The 20308-nt window shown below is 64.7% G+C and carries 17 protein-coding genes and 2 pseudogenes; 14 read left to right on the top strand and 5 right to left on the bottom strand.

Annotated elements, in window-relative coordinates:
* Nucleotides 1–18: 18 nt before the first annotated feature.
* Nucleotides 19–570: a TetR/AcrR family transcriptional regulator gene (locus O0880_RS15565; protein ID WP_198043982.1), complete on the bottom strand. Its 552-nt coding sequence runs from the start codon at nt 568–570 to the stop codon at nt 19–21.
* Nucleotides 571–802: 232 nt separating this feature from the next.
* Between O0880_RS15565 and O0880_RS15560 the strand changes: the two genes are divergently transcribed.
* Nucleotides 803–2173 (top strand): MFS transporter, encoded by a 1371-nt coding sequence (locus tag O0880_RS15560; protein WP_289887247.1) that lies wholly within the window; start codon nt 803–805, stop codon nt 2171–2173.
* Nucleotides 2174–2176: 3 nt separating this feature from the next.
* Here the strand turns inward: O0880_RS15560 and O0880_RS15555 are convergent, their stop codons facing one another.
* Nucleotides 2177–3394: a hypothetical protein gene (locus tag O0880_RS15555; RefSeq protein WP_289887246.1), complete on the bottom strand. Its 1218-nt coding sequence runs from the start codon at nt 3392–3394 to the stop codon at nt 2177–2179.
* A gap of 142 nt (nt 3395–3536) precedes the next feature.
* Between O0880_RS15555 and O0880_RS15550 the strand changes: the two are divergent.
* Nucleotides 3537–3794, top strand: a pseudogene (locus O0880_RS15550) (addiction module antidote protein); the annotation flags it as partial.
* 45 nt (nt 3795–3839) lie between these two features.
* Here the strand turns inward: O0880_RS15550 and O0880_RS15545 are convergent.
* Genes O0880_RS15545 through O0880_RS15535 form a run of 3 tightly spaced genes read right to left on the bottom strand, consistent with a single transcriptional unit; the run spans nt 3840 to nt 6737 of the window.
* Nucleotides 3840–4862, bottom strand: coding sequence for a Gfo/Idh/MocA family oxidoreductase (locus tag O0880_RS15545; RefSeq protein WP_289887245.1), 1023 nt, complete (start codon nt 4860–4862; stop codon nt 3840–3842).
* Nucleotides 4863–4891: 29 nt separating this feature from the next.
* A complete protein-coding gene (gene iolG / locus O0880_RS15540; protein WP_289887367.1) occupies nt 4892–5878 on the bottom strand; it encodes an inositol 2-dehydrogenase in 987 nt (328 codons plus the stop codon).
* Entirely contained in the window at nt 5871–6737 is an 867-nt protein-coding gene (locus tag O0880_RS15535) for a MurR/RpiR family transcriptional regulator (protein WP_071324154.1), read from the bottom strand. Before O0880_RS15535 ends, iolG begins: the two co-directional genes overlap by 8 nt.
* Nucleotides 6738–6997: 260 nt before the next feature.
* Here O0880_RS15535 and O0880_RS15530 point away from each other — a divergent pair, with 260 nt between their 5' ends.
* The 12 genes and pseudogenes from O0880_RS15530 to cobA all read left to right on the top strand — a co-directional run bounded on the left by O0880_RS15530 (nt 6998) and on the right by cobA (nt 20303).
* Entirely contained in the window at nt 6998–8047 is a 1050-nt protein-coding gene (locus O0880_RS15530; RefSeq protein WP_071324153.1) for a sugar ABC transporter substrate-binding protein, read from the top strand.
* Nucleotides 8048–8235: 188 nt separating this feature from the next.
* The gene (locus tag O0880_RS15525) at nt 8236–9369 is read left to right on the top strand and encodes an ABC transporter permease (protein ID WP_289887365.1); all 1134 of its coding nucleotides are present in this window, start codon (nt 8236–8238) and stop codon (nt 9367–9369) included.
* A gap of 3 nt (nt 9370–9372) precedes the next feature.
* Nucleotides 9373–10158 carry an ATP-binding cassette domain-containing protein gene (locus O0880_RS15520; RefSeq protein ID WP_071324152.1) on the top strand — a complete coding sequence of 262 codons (786 nt, stop codon included), beginning with the start codon at nt 9373–9375 and terminating at the stop codon, nt 10156–10158.
* Between the two features lie 8 nt (nt 10159–10166).
* Entirely contained in the window at nt 10167–12113 is a 1947-nt protein-coding gene (gene iolC, locus O0880_RS15515) for a 5-dehydro-2-deoxygluconokinase (RefSeq protein ID WP_289887244.1), read from the top strand.
* Complete coding sequence (gene iolD, locus O0880_RS15510) at nt 12110–13981, top strand: 3D-(3,5/4)-trihydroxycyclohexane-1,2-dione acylhydrolase (decyclizing) (RefSeq protein ID WP_289887243.1); 1872 nt, start codon at nt 12110–12112, stop codon at nt 13979–13981. Before iolC ends, iolD begins: the two co-directional genes overlap by 4 nt.
* A 1-nt stretch (nt 13982) precedes the next feature.
* Nucleotides 13983–14897, top strand: coding sequence for a myo-inosose-2 dehydratase (gene iolE / locus O0880_RS15505; RefSeq protein WP_289887242.1), 915 nt, complete (start codon nt 13983–13985; stop codon nt 14895–14897).
* Nucleotides 14894–15694 (top strand): 5-deoxy-glucuronate isomerase, encoded by an 801-nt coding sequence (gene iolB / locus O0880_RS15500; protein WP_289887241.1) that lies wholly within the window; start codon nt 14894–14896, stop codon nt 15692–15694. The genes iolE and iolB overlap by 4 nt, the downstream gene beginning before the upstream one ends.
* Before the next feature lie 11 nt (nt 15695–15705).
* Nucleotides 15706–17205 (top strand): CoA-acylating methylmalonate-semialdehyde dehydrogenase, encoded by a 1500-nt coding sequence (locus O0880_RS15495; protein ID WP_289887240.1) that lies wholly within the window; start codon nt 15706–15708, stop codon nt 17203–17205.
* Between the two features lie 67 nt (nt 17206–17272).
* A pseudogene (locus O0880_RS15490) lies at nt 17273–17464 on the top strand (methylmalonate-semialdehyde dehydrogenase (CoA acylating)); the annotation flags it as partial.
* 64 nt (nt 17465–17528) lie between these two features.
* Nucleotides 17529–18182, top strand: coding sequence for an ANTAR domain-containing protein (locus tag O0880_RS15485; RefSeq protein ID WP_071324145.1), 654 nt, complete (start codon nt 17529–17531; stop codon nt 18180–18182).
* A 157-nt stretch (nt 18183–18339) separates the two neighbouring features.
* Nucleotides 18340–19518: a CmpA/NrtA family ABC transporter substrate-binding protein gene (locus O0880_RS15480; RefSeq protein WP_289887239.1), complete on the top strand. Its 1179-nt coding sequence runs from the start codon at nt 18340–18342 to the stop codon at nt 19516–19518.
* 14 nt (nt 19519–19532) lie between these two features.
* On the top strand, nt 19533–20303 hold the full coding sequence (cobA, locus tag O0880_RS15475) for a uroporphyrinogen-III C-methyltransferase (protein WP_289887238.1): 771 nt from the start codon (nt 19533–19535) through the stop codon (nt 20301–20303).
* Nucleotides 20304–20308: the final 5 nt, after the last annotated feature.

Here is a 20308-nt window from a genome sequence, read left to right as displayed (position 1 = left end):
GTCGCCAGGCCGCCTGCGTCAGCGCTGCGTGCCCAGCATGCGCAGGCAGGCGTCGGCCACGTCGGTGGCGAAGGCGCTGCTGTCCTGCAGTTGCGCGGCGATGGCGTCGTCCGTCACGCCATGCACGGCCGAGTAAATCATCAGGGCCGCCAGGCGCGGCTGCGGCAAAGGCCACGCGCCCGCCGCCGCGCCGCCCGCCAGGATGGCGCCCAGCTGGGCCAGGATGGCGTCCTTGTCGCGATTGTCCGCGGGATCGATGCCGATGCTGCGGCGGTGGCTCGTGTAGACGATGTCGTGCAATTGCCAGGTGCGCAGGTAGGTGGCCACGTTTGCCTGCACCCAGGCGCGCAGCCGGCCTTCCCAGTCGTTGGGCATGCACAGGCCGATGGCCGCTTCCAGGCTGGCCAGGAAGTGCTGCGTATAGCGCCCGGCCAGCGCCGCCAGCATCTCGTGCTTGGATGGAAAATAATGATAGAAGGTGCCTTTCGCCACGCCGGCCAGGCTGGTGATGTCGCCGACGGTGGTCGCCTCGACACCCTTGTCGAGGAATAGCCGTTCGGCGGCGGCCATCAATTCATCGAGGCGCACTTCGGCTGGCTTGGTGCGGGGACGCGCCGGCGCGTCCGTGGCAGGGGCGGCATCGGGCATGGCGGGGCTTGCTGGGCGGGATGGAAACATGGCTGCAGTATAAATGACGCGGCGCGCGATTCCCAGACATGGCAAGAGCGCTTTGTCATTTTCAATTGACCGACGGTCAGTCGATGGATATGATGAAGGCGAACTCATGAATTGGAGCGACTCCATGCAACGTTATCGCCGCGCGGCCCTGGTGGCCGCCGCCTACCTGGGCACCTTTCTCGCCTCGCTCGACATCAGCATCGTCAACGTCGCCTTGCCCACCTTGCAAACGGCGCTGGCGACGGACATGGCAGGCTTGCAGTGGGTGGTCAACGCCTATGCGCTCTGCCTGTCGGCCTGCATGCTGTCCGCCGGACCGCTGGGCGACCGGCATGGGCACAAGCGCATCTGGCTGCTGGGCGTGGCGCTGTTTACGGCCGGTTCGCTGCTGTGCGCGCTGGCCGCCAGCCTGCCGCTGCTGCTGGCGGGCAGGGCCGTGCAGGGTGTGGCGGGGGCCTTGCTGATACCGGGCGCCATGCCGATACTGAGCCACGCGTTTCCCGACCCGCGCGAGCGGGCGCACGTGATCGGCGGCTGGTCGGCCTTCAGCGCGCTGGCGCTGATCCTGGGGCCGCTGCTGGGCGGCATGCTGCTCGAGGCCACGGGCTGGCAAAGCATCTTCCTGATCAATCTGCCGCTGGGAGTGCTGGCCATGCTGCTGGGCGCCTGGGGCATCACGGAGCGCCACTACCGTGAGCAGGCGGCGCTGGACCGTGCCGGGCAGGTGCTCAGCATCGTCTGGCTCGGTGCGCTCACCTATGGCTTGATCGCGCTGGGCGAGGCGGGCGGCGCGGCCGCCTGGGCGTCGTTGGGCGTGGCGCTGCTGGCCTTCATCGCCTTCCTTGCCGTCGAAGCGCGCGCGCCGCGCCCCCTGTTGCCGCTGCGGCTGTTTCGCGACAGGGCCTTTGCATCGATCAACCTGGCGTCGCTGGTGCTGGGCTTTGCCTGTTACAGCAGCCTGTTCTTCTTCTCGCTGTACCTGCAGCAAATCCAGGGCTGGCCGGCTGGGGCCAGCGGCTGGCGCATGTTGCCGCAGTTCGCGGCCATGGGCGTCGTTTCCATGTGCTTTGGCCGCCTCAGCCGCCACGTGTCCCTGCGGCGCTTGATGCTGGGTGGCTATGTGCTGGCGGGGCTGGTGCTGCTGGCGACGGCGACGCTGGCGCCGCGGACGCCCTATGTCATCGTCGGCAGCCTGTTCGGCCTGCTGGGCCTGGCGATGGGCCTGGCCGTGCCAGCCACCGGTTTGCTGGCGATGGCGTCCGTGGGCGGCGAGCGAGCCGCCATGGCCTCGGCCATCATGAATGCCTTGCGCCAGGCGGGCATGACCCTGGGCGTGGCCGTGCTGGGCAGCGTGATGAGCTTGCGCGCCGCCGCGCTGCTGGAGCGGGCGGGCCAGGCTGCCGCCCTGGCAGCCGGTTTTCAGCTGGCCATGCTGCTGGCGGGACTGGCGTGCCTGGCCGTGGCCGTGCCGCTGTACCGCCTGCCGCCGAAGTAAGGCTCAGGCCCGCAAAGCGCTGGGCACGCGCGGCGACGACATCAAATCGCGGAACGCGGCCCAGCGCGCTTCGCGCGTGGTGCCCTGGCGCTCGACATAGGCTTTCGCCATGTCCTGGCCCAGGTTGTAATTGATGACGTACGCGCCCATGGCGTCGTAGAACTGCAGGCGCTGCGCCGATTTTTCGGCCGGATACAGGCGTACGTTGACCAGCCATTCCAGCGCCTCCTCGCGCGTCAGGCCGCCTTCGAGGTACTGGCGCGCGATGTCGTTGTCGGCGTAGCTGAGCCTCGCAAGCAGACTGTTCAGCTGCGCGTAGCGGGGCGCCAGCGCCGGATCGATGCCGGCCAGCGGGTACAGCACCTGCTGTTCGAAATCGAGCCGTTCCGCCTCCGTGAAACTGAGTTCGATGCCGTAGTTGGCCGTGCCTTCGGCGATCAGCGATTGCGGCGAGTACAGCGGGTAGATGCAGTACTCGATCCAGCCCCTGCCGCGCACCAGGTCGCGCTCGAGCAGCACGTTGTAGACGTGGTGGCCCGGATACGCTTCATGGCAGCCGAGGTCGACGGCGCGGTCTATATAGATGGGCAAGTCCGTATTGATCTGGATCACGCTCTGGTAGTTGCCCTTGTACCAGTTGTAGCCGCTCCACGGCTTGTCGGTGACAAATTCCAGCACGAAATCTTCACCTTCCGGCAGGGCGATGTACTGCAGGGTGCGCTCGCGGCCGGCGCGGATGGCCGCGTCCATCACGGCACGCAGCTTGTCGGCGGGAATGATGAATTGCCTGCGGAAGGCGTTGATCCGGTCGCTCACCGTGCCGGCGCCAGGCAGCAGGGCGTCGATTTCGCCCACCAGCTGTTCATAGTGGGCACGGCTTTGATGGGGCGAGACGGCGTCGTACAGGCGCGCGCTTTCCGTGTCGAAATCCAGGCGCACGCCCTGCAGCATCTCCGCCTTGGCCAGCACGGCCTGCAATTGCTTGCGCAGGTTGTTGGCGCGCAGGCAAGATTCGTCGCCCAGCAGGGCCAGCGCCTCGTTCGTGGCTGCCTGGATATCGCGCAAGCCCTGTTGCTGTTCCAGCGCGGCTGCCTGCCATTCCGGCGGGCCGTAATAGGCGTCGACATATGACGCGTCGTGCCGGCCCATGGCCAGGACCAGCTTGACGTAGCGTTCGGCCACGCCGGCAAGGGAAGGGGAGTTGCTGTCGGTATGCGTCATGGTGGCGGGGCTTTTCGCGGTTGGGCAGGCACTTATTGTATAGCGCAATGGCGTGCCTGTGCCTGCTGGCACGACTGGAAGGAGAGGGGACATGAAAGAGGATATCCGCAAGCCACCGAGAGACCGCTCGCATGAGGAGGCGATGGCTGAGCTGTACCGCGGCGATGCCGATTTCGCCCTTGAACTGATCAACAATATCCTCGTCGATGGCGACCATGGCGAACTGCTGAGCGTGCTGCGCCAGCTGACGCGCGCCTCTGGCGGCGTGCCCGCCGTGGCGCAGGCGGCCCGGCTCTATCCTACCCAGCTGTACCGCACCTTGTCGGCCGATGGCAATTCCTCGCTGAGCACGCTCACGGCCATCCTCGGCGCCATGGGCTTGCGCCTGGCCGTGGAACCCAGGCAGCCGTTTCCCGCACCGGCCGCCTGGGCTGTTTGCAAATGGCTAGAACTCCACCGGCCGCGCTTCGCGCATGGCTTGCGTCATGGCCAGGCCGATGCGCGTCGCTTCCGTCGCGTCGTGCAGGGTCAGCGACAGGGTGCGCCGGCCCAGTGCCGCGTCCGTGAATTCCTGCGCCTCGATCAAGAAGGCGTCGGCGAAGCGGGCATAGAAGTCCGGCGTGCATTCATTGCGCACGCCATGCGCATCCGAAATTTCCACCCTGTTCAGGCGCGGATTGCTGCCCACGGCCAGCCTGCCGCCAGTGCCGAACACTTCCGTCAGGGTTTCATGGCCATGCGCCATGGTGCGCGAGGCCATGAAGCTGGCCATGCTGCCATCGCTAAACTCGACCGTCGCCAGGCCATTGTCGACGTCGCCGAACGCCTGCAAGCCCGTGTGGATGGCGTTGGTGCCGCTCGCATACACGCGTTTGGGTACGGGATTGCCCAGCAGCCAGCGCGCCAGGTCGATATCGTGCACGCTGCAATCGAGGAAGATGCCGCCGCTGGTGGGCGCGAAGCGCATGAAGGCGCCGCTGGGGTCGTTCTGGTCGCACGTCTGCGAACGCACCAGGTAGGGCTTGCCGACGAGGCCCTGGGCGATCTTTTGCTGCGCGTCATGGTAGCTGGCGTCGAAGCGGCGCACGAAGCCGATCATGACCGTCAAGTGCGGATGGCGCGCCGCTTCCGCTTCCACCTTCAGGCAGTCGGCCAGGTCCAGCGACAGCGGCTTTTCGCAAAACACGTGTTTGCCGGCGCGCAAGGCGGCGATGATCTGGTCCGCATGCAGCGACGTGGGCGTGACGAGAAACACGGCGTCCAGGTCCGGGTGGGCCAGCAGCGCGTCGTAGTCGGCGTAGCCGGTGGCGATGCCCAGCGTGCCGGCGGCCCAGTCCAGTTCGGCCGGTACGGGACTGCAGGCGGCCACGACTTGCGCATTCGGCACGCGCTGCGCCAGGTTGATGGCATGGCGCTGGCCCAGGCGGCCCAGGCCGACGATGCCTACTTTCAATGTTGGGGATGACATCTGGTCTCCAGTATCTTGTTATTGTCTTTTTACACAGCCACGACGCGCTGTTCGCGCCACGACAGGGTGGCCGCCTCGGCCAGTTCCAGCGCCTTCAAGCCATCGTGCACCGTGGTGCGCAGCGGCGTGCCGTGGCTGAGGGCGTCAAAGAAATGCGCCATTTCCTGCGCGTACGCCACGCGATAACGTTCGAGGAAGAAATCTTCCGGCTTGTCCACGCTGACGTTGACGGCGCCATAGGCCGTCACTTCCGTCGGCTTGTGGTTGCCCGCCTGCAGCATGCCGGCGCTGCCCAGCACTTCGAAGCGCTGGTCGTAGCCGTAGGCGGCGCGGCGCGAGGCATTGATCTGGCACAAACGCCCCTTGGCCGTGCGGATGGTGACGACGGCCGTGTCCAGGTCGCCCGCCTCGCCGATGGCCGGGTCCACCAGGCAGCTGCCCGTGGCGTGCACGCTGACGGCCTCGTCGTCGAGTATCCAGCGGAAGATGTCGAAATCGTGGATCAGCATATCCTTGAAGATGCCGCCCGACACCTTGATGTAGCTGACCGGCGGCGGCCCGGGATCGCGGCTGGTGACGACCAGCAATTCGGGCGTGCCGATCTCGCCCGCTTCAATGCGTGTCTTGACGGCATTGAAGGTGGGATCGTAGCGGCGCTGGAAGCCCAGCATGCACATGACCTTGGCTTCCTTGACGGCGGCGGCGCAGGCGCGCGCCCGGTCTATCGTCAGATCGACGGGTTTTTCGCAAAAGATGGCCTTGCCGGCGGCGGCCGAGCGCAGGATCAGGTCCGCGTGCGTGTCCGTGCTGGAAGCGATGACGACGGCCTTGATGGCCGGGTCGGCCAGCGCCGCTTCCACCGTGGCGCTGCTGCCGCCATGCAAGACGGCCAGCGCGGATGCCGCTTCCTCGTTGACGTCGACCACGTACTTGAACCGGACGCCCGGCTGGGCAGCCAGGTTGGCCGCGTGGATTTTGCCGATGCGTCCGGCGCCGAACAACGCTACTTCAATCATCATGTTCTCCTGGGGTGTGGATTTCTTCGATGTCGAGCTCTAATTTGTAAGCCAGCGCGATGAACAGCGCCTGGCACAGGCAGATGGTGCTGGTCAGCGAGCGGAAGGCGAAGGCGCTGCCCTCGGTGACGGTCAACAGCGCGTCGGCGGCCCGCGCGAGCGGCGCCAGCTTGCTGTCGGTAATCACGAGGACCTTGGCACCCTTGTCTTGCGCCGCCTTGATGCACTGCTGGGTTTCCTTGCCGTAAGGCGAGAAACTGATGGCGATCGCCACATCGCGTTCGCGCACGCTGCGCATCTGTTCGCGGTGCATGCCGCCCAGTCCGCTGATCAGGTGCACGCGCTTGTCCGTATGCTCGAGCGCATAGGCGATGTAGGAGGCGATCGGAAACGACCGGCGCACGCCGATCACATAGATGTTGTCCGCTTTCAGCAGCAGATTGACGGCCGCTTCCAGCTGGGCGTCGTCGAGGCCGGCCGCCAGGTCGTCGAGGCCGGCGCGGCTGGCACCGACGAATTCGCGCGTCAGGTCGCCCGCACTGAGGGCCGTGTCGCGCGTGGAAATGAGCTTGCGGATGCGCTGCTGGTAGTCGGGCGTGGCGCTGGCCTGGTCCGTGTATGCCTGGCGGAACACGTCCTGCATCTCGGAAAAGCCCGTATAGCCGAAGCGCTGCGCGAAGCGCACGATGGCCGACGGCTGCACGTCGCAGGCGGCCGCGATGTCGCTGATGCGCTCGAGCATCAGGCTGGCCCGGTGCTTCTCGATGTACTGGGCGATGACTTTCAGCTGACGCGATAGGTTGTCGTACTCGGCGGCAATGTGCTGCATCAATTGTTCGATGGGGGCGGTGGCTGCCATGATTTTTTCCTCTGTGTGCTTGCGGGGCCGCGCTGGCATATCAATTTGTCCGGCGGCTGGTTCTGGCGAGAATTATAGGAGGGAATCCTGAAAATAGAAACGAATTTCTATTTAAATTTATTTTGAAAATTTTATTGCATTTGTCTTTTTTGTGGCCTAAGCTGTGCGCAGTGCATCGGTTTGCGTGCCGCAAGGCCAGGCCGGTGACACCCTTCATAAAAGCTCGCAACTATAAAAATTAATCCGTCTAGGAGACATTCATGCATAGCAATAAAAGCAAGGGTTTGATGAAGTGCCTGGCCATCGCCAGCCTGGGACTGGGCCTGGGCCTGAGCGGCGGCGCCAGCCACGCTGCCGGCGAGAAATTCGTCATGGTCAGCCATGCGCCCGATTCCGATTCCTGGTGGAACACGATCAAAAATTCCATCAAGCAAGCCGGCGAAGATTTCAACGTCACGGTCGACTACCGCAATCCGCCGAATGGCGACCTGGCCGACATGGCGCGCCTGATCGAGCAGTCGGCCGCGCGCAATTACGATGGTTTGATCGCCGACATCGCCGACTTCAGCGTGCTGCAAAAGCCGCTGGGCACGGTGGTGGCCAAGAAAATCATGCTCGTGACCATCAATTCGGGCACCCTGGCGCAAAGCGAACAGTTGAAAGCCATCATGCACGTGGGCCAGCCCGAGTATGACGCGGGCCTGGGCGCCGGCAAGCGGGCCAAGGAAGCGGGCATCAAATCGTTCGTGTGCGTGAACCACTATGCGATGAATGCCTCGTCGTTCGAACGCTGCCGCGGCTTTGCCGATGCGCTGGGCGTCGACTTCAAGTCGTCCACGCTCGATACCAACGGTGTCGATCCTGGCGTGATCGAAAGCAAGGTCAGCGCCTATCTGCGCAGCAATCCGAAGACCCAGGCCGTGCTGGCGCTGGGACCGGATTCGGCGCCGGCCGCCATGCGCGCCGTCGAGAAACTGGGCCTGAAAGGCAAGATGTACTTCGCCAGTTTCGATCTGTCGGAAGAAATTGCCAAGGGCATCAAGGATGGCAGCATCCAGTTTGCCATCGACCAGCAACCCTACCTGCAAGGCTACATTCCCGTCGCCGTGATGGCCATCATGAAACAGCAAAAGATCACCGACCTGGCCAAGGTCAAGGAAATCCTGATTGCCAATCCGAAATACCAGGCGCGCCTGGCGGAATACGGCCTGACGCCCATCTATGGCCCGCGCCACATCAGCTCCGGCCCCGGTTTCGTGACCAAGGAAAACATCGCCAAGGTCGAAAAGTACGCCGGTCAATACCGTTAATTCATCGCGTTCCAGAGTGTTCCGGCCCGCCGCCCACCGCCCTCGGGCTGGCGGCGGGCGGGACTGAACACGCCTGGCGCCAGCGATGCTGGCAGGAAAGTAATTGACATCGGTAGCAGGAATTGTTGCAAGTATTACTAAAAGGAATTTGTATGACTGCGCTCAAATCCAGCCTGGCTAGCCCCGGCATGAATCCTCCCCCGCCTTCCGGCGCCCCCAGCAAACCAGCCGCCGCCGCCGACGAGCGCGTGGGCGCGACCAGCTGGGTCAAACGGTTTTTCGGCCGTCCCGAGTTCGCCTCCATTTCCGGCGCGGTACTCGTGTTTGCCTTCTTCGTCATCACGGCCGGCGATTCCGGCATGTTCAACCTCGACGGCGTCGTCAACTGGATGCAGGTGGCGTCCTACCTGGGCATCATCGCCATCGGCGCCTGCCTGTTGATGATCGCCGGCGAATTCGACCTGTCGATCGGCTCCATGATCGGCTTTGCCGGCATGATGATCGCCATCCCGACGATTTATTTCCACTGGCCCCTGTGGGCCGCCATCATCTTCGCCTTCGCCGGTTCCATGGCGCTGGGCTGGCTCAACGGCTATATCGTCATCAAGACGCGCCTGCCATCGTTCATCGTCACGCTGGCCTTCCTGTTCATCCTGCGCGGCCTGACCCTGGCCCTGTCGATCATGTTCGCCAACCGCACCATCGTCAGCGGCGTGGGCGACCTGGCGGCGCAGGACTGGCTGGCCAGCTTGCTGTTCCACGGTAACTTCGCCACGGGACTGTTCCAGTGGATGGGAACACATGGCTGGATCGCCGTGCTCGACGACGGTTCGCCGCTCGTCAAGGGCGTGCCGAAAGTCATCGCCTGGTGGCTGGTGCTGGCCGCCGGCGCCGCTTTCGTGCTGTCGCGCACCCGCTTCGGCAACTGGATGTTTGCCGTCGGCGGCGACGCCAACGCGGCCAAGAATGTGGGCGTGCCTGTACGCAAGGTCAAGATCTCGCTGTTCGTCTTCACGGCCTTCTGCGCCTGCCTGTTTGCCACCTTGCAAGTATGCGACGTGGGTTCGGCCGCCGCCGACCGCGGCATGCAGAAGGAATTCGAAGCCATCATCGCGGCCGTCATCGGTGGCGCCCTGCTGACGGGCGGTTATGGCTCCGTCGTCGGCGCCTGCTTCGGCGCGCTGATCTTCGGCGTGGTGCAGATCGGCATTACGTACACCAATATCAATTCGGACTGGTTCCGCGTGTTCCTCGGCGTGATGCTGCTGATCGCCGTGCTGTTCAATAACTTTGTACGCTCACGCGTCACGGAAGCGAGGTAAATCATGAGCGACTATATTCTTGCTCTGGAGAATGTCAGCAAGCGTTTCGGCTCCGTGCTGGCGCTGCAAAACATCACCATGCGCTTGCGCGAGGGGGAAGTTCATTGCTTGCTGGGCGACAACGGCGCCGGCAAGTCCACCCTGATCAAGACCCTGGCCGGCGTGCACAAGCCGACCGACGGTCAATACCTGGTCGATGGCCAGCCCGTCGTCTTCAATTCGCCGAGCGAAGCGCTGGACATGGGCGTGGCCACCGTCTACCAGGACCTGGCGCTGGTGCCGTTGCTGTCCGTGGCGCGCAATTTCTTCATGGGCCGCGAGCCGATGAAAAAGCTGCTGGGCCTGGTGCCGGTGATGGATATCGAGTATGCGGCCGAGACGGCGCGCGCCAAGCTGGCCGAGATGGGCATCATGGTGCGCGACCCGCACCAGGCCATCGGCACCATGTCGGGCGGCGAGAAGCAGTGCCTGGCCATTGCGCGCGCCATCCATTTCGGCGCCCGCGTGCTGATCCTCGACGAGCCGACGGCGGCCCTGGGCGTGAAACAATCGTTCAACGTGCTCAAACTGATCTACAAGGCGCGCGAACGGGGCATTTCCGTCATCTTCATTACGCACAATGTGCACCATGCATATCCGGTCGGCGATTCGTTCACTTTGTTGAACCGGGGCAAGTCGCTGGGCACGTTCACCAAGGAGACGGTGACCAAGGATGCCTTGCTGGACATGATGGCGGGCGGCGCGGAAATGCAAACGCTGATGAGTGAACTCGACGGTGTCACGATTTAAGGATAGCCATGAATAATTCCACACAATTTGCCCAGGGCCGCGCGCTCGACGTGATCTGCCTGGGCCGCCTGGCGGTGGACCTGTACGCGCAGCAAATCGGCAGCCCGCTGGAAGACGCCACCAGCTTCGCCAAGTACCTGGGCGGCTCGTCGGCGAACATCGCCTTCGGCACGGCCCGCCTGGGCCTGAAATCGGCCATGCTGTCGAAGGTGGGTGACGATCACATGGGAAGATTCCTCACCGATACCTTGTCGAAGGAAGGCTGCGACGTCAGCCATGTCGGCATCGACCGCGACCGCCTGACGGCGCTGGTGATGCTGGGCATCAAGGACAAGAATACCTTTCCCCTGATTTTTTACCGCGACAATTGCGCCGACATGGCCATCGACCCGGCGTCGGTGGATGCGGCCTTCATTGCCTCGAGCAAAGCCTTGCTGATCACCGGCACGCATTTTTCCACGGCTGCCATGCATGGCGTCAGCACGCAGGCGCTCACGCTGGCGCGGGCCAGCAATGTGCGCACAGTGCTCGATATCGATTACCGGCCCGTGCTGTGGGGCTTGTCGGGCAAGGCCGATGGCGAAACGCGTTTCGTCTCGAACGAGGGCGTGACCCGCCACCTGCAGGCCATCCTGCCGCAGTTCGACCTGATCGTCGGCACGGAAGAGGAATTCATGATCGCCGGCGGCGGCGCCGACATCATGGCGTCCTTGCGCGCCGTGCGGGCCGCCACCGTGGCCACGCTCGTTGTCAAGCGCGGTCCGCTGGGCAGCGCCGTCATCGACAGCGTGGTGCCGGCCAGCCTCGACGATGCGTATAACTACCGTGGCGTGCGCGTCGACGTGCTCAATGTGCTGGGCGCGGGCGATGCCTTCCTTTCCGGTTTCCTGAAAGGCTGGCTGCGCGGCGAGGATTACGAAGCGTGCTGCCGCTATGCGAATGGCTGCGGCGCGCTGGTCGTGTCGCGCCACGGTTGCGCGCCGGCCATGCCGTCGCCCGTCGAACTCGACTACTTCCTCGCCAATGCGGCGAAACTCACGCAGCCGGACCAGGACGCCACCTTGTCCCGTTTGCACCGCACGACGGTGGCGCGCCCGCAGTGGGAGGAACTGTGCGTGTTCGCCTTCGACCACCGCACGCAGTTCTTTGAACTGGCGCAACAGACGGGGGCGCCCGAATCGCGTATCTCCGCCTTGAAACAGCTGATGGTGCAAGCCGTGGCGCAGACGGAAACGGCATTGCAGCTGGCCGGCAAGACTGGCGTGCTGATCGATGGCCGCTATGGCGTCGACGCCCTCAACGATGCGACGGGACGCGGCTGGTGGATAGGCCGTCCCGTGGAATTGCCCGGTTCGAATCCCTTGCAATTCGACTGGGGCCGCTCCATCGGCTCGCATCTCGTCAGCTGGCCGAAGGAACACGTGATCAAGTGCCTGGTGCAGCTGCATCCGGACGACGCCGTGGAAAACCGCCTGGAACAGGAAGCGCAGATCAAGGCCCTGTATGACGCGGCGCAAGTGAGCGGTCACGAACTCTTGCTCGAAGTCATACCGCCGGATTCGCTGCCGCACGGCGACGATACGGTCTTGCGCGCCGTCAAGCGCCTGTACAACCTGGGCATCTATCCCGAATGGTGGAAGTTGGAAAGCATGACGGCCCAGCAGTGGCAAGCGATCGATGCCCTCGTGCACGAGCGCGATCCGTACTGCCGTGGCGTGGTGCTGCTGGGCTTGAATGCCCCCATCGCCGCGCTGGCCGCCAGTTTCGAACAGGCCAGTGCCAGCACCACTTGCCGTGGCTTCATGGTGGGACGCACGATCTTCCAGGAGCCGAGCCGCCGCTGGCTGGCCGGCGAACTCGACGATACGGGCCTGATCGCCGCCGTGCGCGCCAACTTCGAGCAGCTGATTTCCCTGTGGCAGCGCACGCGCAACCGCCTGGAGCGTGCGGCATGAGCGCGACCCTGCACAAGACCATCCGCCTGACCATGGCGCAGGCCCTGGTGCGCTACCTGGCCGCCCTGCGCACGGACGATGGCGAGGGGGGCTTGACTCCCTTGTTCGGCGGCGCCTTCGCCATCTTTGGCCATGGCAACGTGGCCGGCCTGGGCGAAGCGCTGTACCAGTATCGGGAGCAATTTCCCACCTACCGCGCCCACAATGAACAGGCGATGGCGCACTCGGCCATCGCCTATGCCAAGGCCCACATGCGCCGGCGCATGATGGCCGTCACCACGTCCATCGGCCCCGGCGCCACGAATCTGCTCACAGCCGCCGCCCTGGCCCACGTCAACCGTCTGCCCGTGCTGCTGTTGCCCGGCGACGTGTTCGTCTCGCGCGCACCGGACCCGGTCTTGCAGCAGCTGGAAGACATGGGCGACGGCAGCGTCACGGTGAATGACGCCTTCAAGCCGCTGTCGCGCTACTTCGACCGCATCGTGTATCCGGAGCAATTGCTGACGGCCTTGCCGCGCGCCATCGCCGCCTTGACGGACCCGGCCGCCTGCGGCCCCGTCACCTTGTCCTTGCCGCAAGACGTGCAGACGATGGCGCATGACTATCCGGCCGATTTTTTTGAACCGAGAATCGTGCGTTTCCGCGCCGTGCCGCCGGTCGAATGCGAACTGGACGAGGCGGCCGCCTTGCTGCAGGGCGCGAAACAGCCGCTGATCGTGGCCGGTGGCGGCGTGCTGTACGGCAAGGCCAGCGCCGCCTTGCAGGCGTTTGCCGAGCGCCATGGCATTCCGGTCGCGGAAACCCAGGCGGGGAAAAGTTCCTTGCCGTGGAACCACCCGCTGCAACTGGGCGCCATCGGCGTGACGGGGTCGCCGGCCGCGAATGCGCTGGCAGCGGAGGCGGACGTGGTGCTGGCCGTCGGCACGCGTTTGCAGGACTTTACGACGGGGTCGAATTCGCTGTTTGCGCAAGCGCAACTGATCAGCGTCAACGTGAACAGTTTCGACGTGCTGAAGGGCCGTGGTCTGGGCTTGCAGGCGGACGCCACTCTGGGATTGCAGGGCCTGTCGCGCCGGCTCGACGGCTGGAACAGCGCCGGCCAGTGGATGGACCGCGCGCAGCAGGCGGGCCAGGCCTGGCGCGACACCGTGCTGGCCATCACGGGCCAGCGCGAAGTCGCCGGTCTGCCGTATGACGGCGAAGTCATCGGCGCCGTGCAGCGCTCATCGCCGGAGTCGACGTCGCGCGACATCGTCGTCTGCGCGGCAGGGACCTTGCCGGCCGAACTGCACAAGCTGTGGCGGACGAGTACGCCCGGCGGCTACCACATGGAATACGGCTATTCGTGCATGGGCTATGAAATCGCCGGCGGCCTCGGCGTGAAGATGGCGAAACCGCAAGCGGAAGTCATCGTCATGGTGGGCGATGGCAGCTACCTGATGATGAATTCGGAAATCGCCACTTCCGTCATGCTGGACAAGAAACTCATCATCGTCGTGCTCGACAACCGTGGCTACGGCTGCATCAACCGCCTGCAGCAGGCTTGCGGCAATGCGCCGTTCAACAATATGCTGGCCGACTGCCTGCAGGCGGGCGAGGGCGCTCCCGTCATCGACTTCGCCCTGCATGCGCGCGCGCTGGGCGCCCTCAGCGAACACGCGGCGTCCATCGCCGAACTGGAGCAAGCCATGCTGCGCGCCCGCGCCGCGCCGCGCACGTATGTGATCTGCATCAATACGGACGATACGCGCACCACGGAAGAGGGCGGCTGCTGGTGGGAAGTGGCCGTGCCGGAAGTGTCGACCCAGGCTGGCGTGCAGCTTGCCCGCGCCCGTTATGAAACCGATCGCCAGAAACAAAGGAATTGAGATGAACACATGGAATGTCAAGATCGGCATCAACCCGATCTCGTGGATGAACGACGATTTGCCGAGCCTGGGCGGCGAGACGCCGCTGGAAACGGCGCTGAAGGAGGGCGCCGAGATCGGCTATGCCGGTTTCGAGCTGGGCAACAAGTTCCCGAAGGAAGCGTCCGCCCTGAATGCGGTGCTGGGCAAGTATGGCCTGGCATGCGTTTCCGGCTGGTATTCGGGCCGCCTGGCGCAGCGCTCCGTGGAAGAAGAGATCGCTTCCGTGGCAGCGCATTTACGCTTGCTGGCCGACAGCGGCGCCACCGTCATGGTGTATGGCGAAGTGGCGGACGCCATCCAGGGCGAAGCGCGCCCGCTGTATAAGCGTCCGCGTTTCCAGTCGCCGCAGCAATGGCAGGCGTATGCCGATAAATTGACGGCCTTTGCCGCGCATTTGCTGGCGCACGGCGTGCGCCTCGCTTACCACCACCACATGGGCGCTTACGTGGAAACCCCGGCGGACGTGGATCAATTGATGGCCTTGACGGGGCCGGAAGTGGGACTGCTGTTCGATACCGGTCATATCACGTTCGCCGGCGGCGACGCGCTGGCCGTGTTGAACAAACATATCGAACGCATCTGTCATGTGCATTGCAAGGATGTGCGGCCCAACGTGGTGAAACTGGCGCGTAATGGCCACTGGAGCTTTTTGCAAGCCGTCATCAATGGTGCGTTCAGCGTACCCGGCGACGGCAGCATCGACTTTCCGGCGATTTTGACGCGCTTGTATCTGCATGGCTATGAAGGCTGGCTGGTGGTGGAAGCGGAACAGGATCCGGCCGTCGCCCCCAGCTACCAGTACGCGAAGATGGGCCATGATTACCTTGCCAAGCTCGTCGAGGCGATTCCCCGCCTGGGCCGGGAGGCGGCATGAGCCCGCTCCTGGTGAAGGCCAGCCAGGCCGGCGGCAAGATCGTGGAAGTCACGCCCGAGTCCGCCGGCTGGACGCATGTGGGCTTTGCCGCCCACCGCCTGGCGGCCGGAGAACGGTTGAGCCTGGAAACGGGGATGCGCGAACTGTGCATCGTCGTGCTGACGGGCACGGTCACCGTCAAGGCCGGTGAACAGGAGTGGCGCGACATCGGCGAACGCGCCAGCGTCTTCGAGGAGCGCTCGCCGTATGCCGTGTATGTGCCGTGCGGCATGCCAGTGCGCATCACGGCCGTGACCGCAGCCGAAGTGGCGCTGTGCAGCGCGCCGGCCACGACCCAGCGTGCGGCGCGGCTGATCGACCCGCAGTCGATGACGCGCTCCGTGCGTGGCAAGGGTGCCAATACGCGCTATGTGTGCGACATCCTGCCGCAAACGGAAGAGGCCGATGGCTTGCTGGTGGTGGAAGTGCTGACACCGTCCGGCCACTCGTCGAGTTATCCGCCGCACAAGCACGATAGCGACAATGTGCCGCTGGAAAGTTCGTTGGAGGAAACGTATTACCACCGCCTCAATCCAGAGCAGGGTTTCGCGTATCAACGGGTCTACACGGATGACCGCAGCATCGACGAAGCGATGGCCGTGGAAAACCACGATGTCGTGATGGTGCCGCGCGGTTACCACCCCGTCACCGTGCCGTATGGCTATGACGGCTATTACCTGAACGTGATGGCCGGCCCGAAACGCGTGTGGCACTTCAAGAACGACCCGGCCCATGAATGGCTGATGAACACCAAATAAAAGGAATCACAATGACGACGCAGCAGATTGGCCACTTTATCGGTGGCAACCCCATGGCTTCGCGCTCCGAGCGCACGAGCGACGTTTTCAATCCCGCCACGGGCGCAGTGACGGCGAAAGTGGCGCTGGCCACGCCATCGGAGCTGAACGCGGCCGTGGCCGCCGCCCACGCGGCTTTTCCCGCCTGGTCGCAAACCTCGCCCTTGCGCCGCGCCAGGGTCATGTTCAAGTTCAAGGAATTGCTGGAAGAACATTCGGACCAGCTGGCGGCCCTGATCACGGCCGAGCACGGCAAGGTGTTCACGGATGCCAAGGGCGAAGTGACGCGCGGCATCGAAGTGGTCGAGTTCGCCTGCGGCATTCCGCAAATGATGAAGGGCGAGTATTCGGAGCAGGTGGCCGGCGGCATCGACGCCTGGTCGATCCGCCAGGCGCTGGGCGTGTGCGTCGGCATCACGCCCTTCAATTTCCCCGTCATGGTGCCGATGTGGATGTTCCCGATGGCCATAGCCTGCGGCAATACCTTTGTCTTGAAGCCGTCCGAGCGCGACCCGTCGGCCAGCCTGCTGCTGGCGCAGCTGCTGACCGACGCCGGCTTGCCCGACGGCGTCTTCAACGTGGTGCAGGGTGATAAAGAGGCGGTGGACGGCTTGCTGCACCACCCCGATGTGCGCGCCGTCAGCTTTGTCGGTTCCACGCCGATTGCCGAATACATCTATGCCACGGGCTGCGCGCAGGGCAAGCGCGTGCAGGCGCTGGGCGGGGCGAAAAACCACATGGTGGTCATGCCCGACGCCGATATTGCGCAAACGGTCGATGCGCTGATGGGCGCGGCGTTCGGCTCGGCCGGCGAGCGCTGCATGGCCATTTCCGTTGTCGTGGCCGTGGGCAATGTGGGCGACCAGCTGGTCGAGGCGCTCGTGCCGCGCATCGCGGCGTTAAAGATTACGCAGGGCATGGATTTGAAGGCGGAAATGGGCCCTGTCGTCACGCAAGTGCACAAGGACAAGATTGCCGGCTACATCGCCACCGGCGTCAAGGAAGGCGCCAAGCTGGTCAGCGATGGGCGCGGCTTCGTTCTGCCCGGCCATGAAAAGGGCTTTTTCCTCGGCGGCAGCCTGTTCGACCATGTCACGCCGGAAATGACGATCTACAAGGAAGAAATCTTCGGCCCCGTGCTGTGCATCGTGCGCGTACCCGATTTTGCCACCGCGCTGGATCTGGTCAACGCGCACGAGTACGGCAACGGCACGGCCATCTACACGCGCGACGGCAACACGGCGCGCGAATACACGCACCGCGTGCAGGTGGGGATGGTAGGAGTGAACGTGCCGATCCCCGTGCCGATGGCCTTCCACAGCTTCGGCGGCTGGAAGCGCAGCCTGTTCGGCGACCACCATGCGCATGGCCCGGAATCCGTGCGTTTCTACACGAAGCAGAAGGCGGTGACGCAGCGCTGGCCGGCGTCGACGGCGGCGGGCGCCGAGTTTGCCATGCCGACCTTGAAATAAACCGCTCCAGACTGCAGGCGGCGCGGGTACACGCACCGCGTGCAGGCGGGCAGGGATGGAAAAAGCCGGCGTCAGCGTGCCGATCCCCGTGCCGATGGCCTTCCACAGCTTCGGCGGCTGGAAGCGCAGCCTGTTTGGCGACCACCACGCGCATGGCCCGGAATCCGTGCGTTTCTACACGAAGCAGAAGGCGGTGACGCAGCGCTGGCCGGCGTCGACGGCGGCGGGCGCCGAGTTTGCCATGCCGACCTTGAAATAATTCCATCTGGTTCGCTTCTTGCTTACTGCAGTGGTTAATCGTTTAGCCACTGCAGATCGCCCCCATGACGTCCAGCCGTACCCCGCCAGCGCCGGATCGCCCCTTGCGCATCGTTGTCGTCAATCCCATCGTCGAGCACGGCGTGCACGCGGACGTGGCCCTGGCGGCGCAAGCCCGGCGCGGCAATGCCTTGCGTATCGGCTTGCTGGAATCGGGCTTCGACATCGTCGCCTCGCTGCCAGCCGACCTCTACCTCCCTGAGCGCATCGCGCAACTGCAGCCGGACCTCATCATCATCGACGCCGAATCGGATGCGCGCGACGTGCTCGAGCACATCGTCATCGCCACGCGCGACGAGCGCCGCCCCATCGTGCTGTTCACGGAAGACGGCGCCACGGCCAGCATCGATGCGGCCATGGCGGCCGGCGTGTCCGCCTATATCGTGGCCGGCCTGCAAGCCGAGCGCATCCAGCCCGTGCTGAACGTGGCGCTGGCGCGCTTTCGCCAGGAAGAAAAACTGCGCGCGGAATTGCTCGACACGCGGCACAAGTTGCAGGAGCGCAAGGTCATCGAGCGGGCCAAGGGCCTGTTGATGACGCACCACGGCTTGACGGAAGAACAGGCTTACCAGCGCCTGCGCAGCATGGCCATGAACAAGAAGTTGAAACTGGCGGACATCGCCCAGCGCATCCTCGACGTGGAAGACTTGCTGGGATGAATCGCGCCTTTCCTGATACATGGTGGTGCAATGCACCATTCCGGTGCGTTTCCAGCTTCAACGGACAGGGCGTGCACAGGCACGTTCCTTGCTGCTGGATGGGCATGGCCTTGCCGCTGCCGGCGCGGCAAAACAGTACTTATCAGTAAGGAATGGTATGACAGAGCAAACGGGCGCCAGCGCCCACGTGATGCGATCGCTGCATCCGGAAAAACAGACGATACGCATCGGCTACTTGCCGCTGACCGATTGCGCCTCGCTGGTCATGGCGGCAAGGCTGGGCCTGGATGAGAAATACGGCATCAAGATCGAACTGAGCCGCGAGATGTCGTGGGCCGGCGTGCGCGACAAATTGCATAGCGGGGAACTCGATGCGGCCCACGTCTTGTACGGCCTCGTGTATGGCGTGCAGATGGGCATCGGCGGCCAGCCCAGCGACATGGCCGTGCTGATGAATCTCAATCACAGCGGCCAGGCCGTGACCGTGTCGGCGGCGCTGGCGCGCGAGGGCGCCGTCGATGGCCCGTCGCTGGCGACGGCCATGCGCGCCATGCGACGACCGCTTGCGTTTGCGCATACTTTTCCAACCGGTAACCATGCGATGCTGCTGCAATACTGGCTGGCCGCGCACGGCATCGACCCGCTGCGCGACGCGCGCGTGATGACGGTGCCGCCGTCGCAGATGGTGGCGGCCTTGCGCGCCGGCCAGATGGATGGCTTTTGCGCGGGCGAGCCGTGGGGTTACAAGGCCATCGTCGATGGCGTGGGCGTGACGGCCGTCACCAGCCAGGATATCTGGCCCGACCATCCGGGCAAGGTGCTGGGCACCAGCGCCGCGTTCGCGCGCGCCTGCCCGAACACTTGCCGCGCCCTCATCGCCGCCGTGCTCGAGGCGGGGCGCTGGATCGACGCCAGCGATGCCAACCGGTTGGCGATGGCGGCCATCCTGGCCGAGCCGACCTATCTGAATACGTCGCAGGATCTGCTGGCGCCGCGCATTCTCGGCCATTACCAGGATGGACTGGGCAAGACCTGGAACGATGCGCACGGTTTGAAGTTCCATGACGGCGGCGCCGTCAATTTTCCCTATCTGTCCGACGCCATGTGGTTCATGAGCCAGCACCGGCGCTGGGGCTTGCTGCGCGACGAACCCGACTATCTGGGCGTGGCGCGGCAGGTGAACCGCATCGACCTGTACCGCCAGGCGGCGGAAATGACGCAGACGCCCGTGCCGACGGTGCTCATGCGCAGCTCGACCCTGTGCGACGGCGTGCTGTGGGACGGCAGCGCGCCGGAAGCGTATGCGGCGTCGTTCCCCATCGGCCATTTTTTCTGACTGGAGAGTGCATCATGGCACGACAAGGCTGCGTTACCCTCGTGGGCGCCGGTCCCGGCGACCCGGACTTGCTGACATTGAAAGCCGTGAAAGCCATCGCGCGGGCCGACGTGGTGCTGATTGACGACCTCGTCAATCCCGCCGTGCTGGCGCATGCGGCGCCCGGCGTGCGCGTGGTCGAGGTGGGCAAGCGGGGCGGCTGCGCCTCGACGCCGCAAGCGTTCATCGAGCGCCTGATGCTGGCCGAAGCGCGCGCCGGCCAGCAGGTGGTGCGCCTGAAAGGGGGCGACCCCTATCTGTTCGGGCGCGGCGGCGAAGAGCGCGCCTATCTGCGCAGCCATGGCGTGGCCGTCGAGGTCATACCCGGCATCAGCAGCGGCCTGGCCGCACCGATGGGCATCGGCGTGCCGCTGACGCACCGCGGCTGGAGCCAGGGCGCGATTTTCGTCACGGGACATGGCAAGGATGGCGCGTCCGAGCCGAACTGGTTTGCGCTGGCGCAAAGCGGCCTCACCCTCGTCATCTACATGGGCGTGACCAGGGTGGCGGCCATCCAGGCCGGCTTGCTGGCCGGCGGCATGGCGCCCGGCACGCCGGTGGCCGTCGTGCAATCGGCCAGCCTGCCGGCGCAGCGCCAGTTGCTGGGCACCTTGCAAAGCCTGCCCGGCGACTTGCTGGCCAGCGGCCTGGGCAGTCCCAGCATCATCGTCGTGGGCGACGTGGTGCGCTGCGCCGATGCCTGGGATGACCATGGCGCGGGCCGGCCGCTGGCCGTTTCCGCCTGAAGCGG

Source organism: Janthinobacterium sp. SUN118 (genome assembly GCF_030397695.1).
Lineage (GTDB): Bacteria > Pseudomonadota > Gammaproteobacteria > Burkholderiales > Burkholderiaceae_D > Janthinobacterium.
Note: the sequence above shows the minus strand (reverse complement) of the source record. Positions and strands in the feature narration are given on the sequence as shown.

Excerpts from the sequence above, each read along its gene's own strand:
- O0880_RS15565 (WP_198043982.1), bottom strand. The coding sequence starts at position 570 with ATGGCCGCCGCCGAACGGCTATTCCTCGACAAGGGTGTCGAGGCGACC.
- O0880_RS15545 (WP_289887245.1), bottom strand. The coding sequence starts at position 4,862 with ATGTCATCCCCAACATTGAAAGTAGGCATCGTCGGCCTGGGCCGCCTG.
- O0880_RS15530 (WP_071324153.1), top strand. The coding sequence starts at position 6,998 with ATGCATAGCAATAAAAGCAAGGGTTTGATGAAGTGCCTGGCCATCGCC.
- O0880_RS15495 (WP_289887240.1), top strand. The coding sequence starts at position 15,706 with ATGACGACGCAGCAGATTGGCCACTTTATCGGTGGCAACCCCATGGCT.
- iolG (WP_289887367.1), bottom strand. The coding sequence starts at position 5,878 with ATGATTGAAGTAGCGTTGTTCGGCGCCGGACGCATCGGCAAAATCCAC.
- iolE (WP_289887242.1), top strand. The coding sequence starts at position 13,983 with ATGAACACATGGAATGTCAAGATCGGCATCAACCCGATCTCGTGGATG.
- iolC (WP_289887244.1), top strand. The coding sequence starts at position 10,167 with ATGAATAATTCCACACAATTTGCCCAGGGCCGCGCGCTCGACGTGATC.
- O0880_RS15480 (WP_289887239.1), top strand. The coding sequence starts at position 18,340 with ATGACAGAGCAAACGGGCGCCAGCGCCCACGTGATGCGATCGCTGCAT.
- O0880_RS15535 (WP_071324154.1), bottom strand. The coding sequence starts at position 6,737 with ATGGCAGCCACCGCCCCCATCGAACAATTGATGCAGCACATTGCCGCC.
- iolB (WP_289887241.1), top strand. The coding sequence starts at position 14,894 with ATGAGCCCGCTCCTGGTGAAGGCCAGCCAGGCCGGCGGCAAGATCGTG.
- O0880_RS15560 (WP_289887247.1), top strand. The coding sequence starts at position 803 with ATGCAACGTTATCGCCGCGCGGCCCTGGTGGCCGCCGCCTACCTGGGC.
- O0880_RS15485 (WP_071324145.1), top strand. The coding sequence starts at position 17,529 with ATGACGTCCAGCCGTACCCCGCCAGCGCCGGATCGCCCCTTGCGCATC.
- O0880_RS15555 (WP_289887246.1), bottom strand. The coding sequence starts at position 3,394 with ATGACGCATACCGACAGCAACTCCCCTTCCCTTGCCGGCGTGGCCGAA.
- cobA (WP_289887238.1), top strand. The coding sequence starts at position 19,533 with ATGGCACGACAAGGCTGCGTTACCCTCGTGGGCGCCGGTCCCGGCGAC.
- iolD (WP_289887243.1), top strand. The coding sequence starts at position 12,110 with ATGAGCGCGACCCTGCACAAGACCATCCGCCTGACCATGGCGCAGGCC.
- O0880_RS15520 (WP_071324152.1), top strand. The coding sequence starts at position 9,373 with ATGAGCGACTATATTCTTGCTCTGGAGAATGTCAGCAAGCGTTTCGGC.
- O0880_RS15525 (WP_289887365.1), top strand. The coding sequence starts at position 8,236 with ATGAATCCTCCCCCGCCTTCCGGCGCCCCCAGCAAACCAGCCGCCGCC.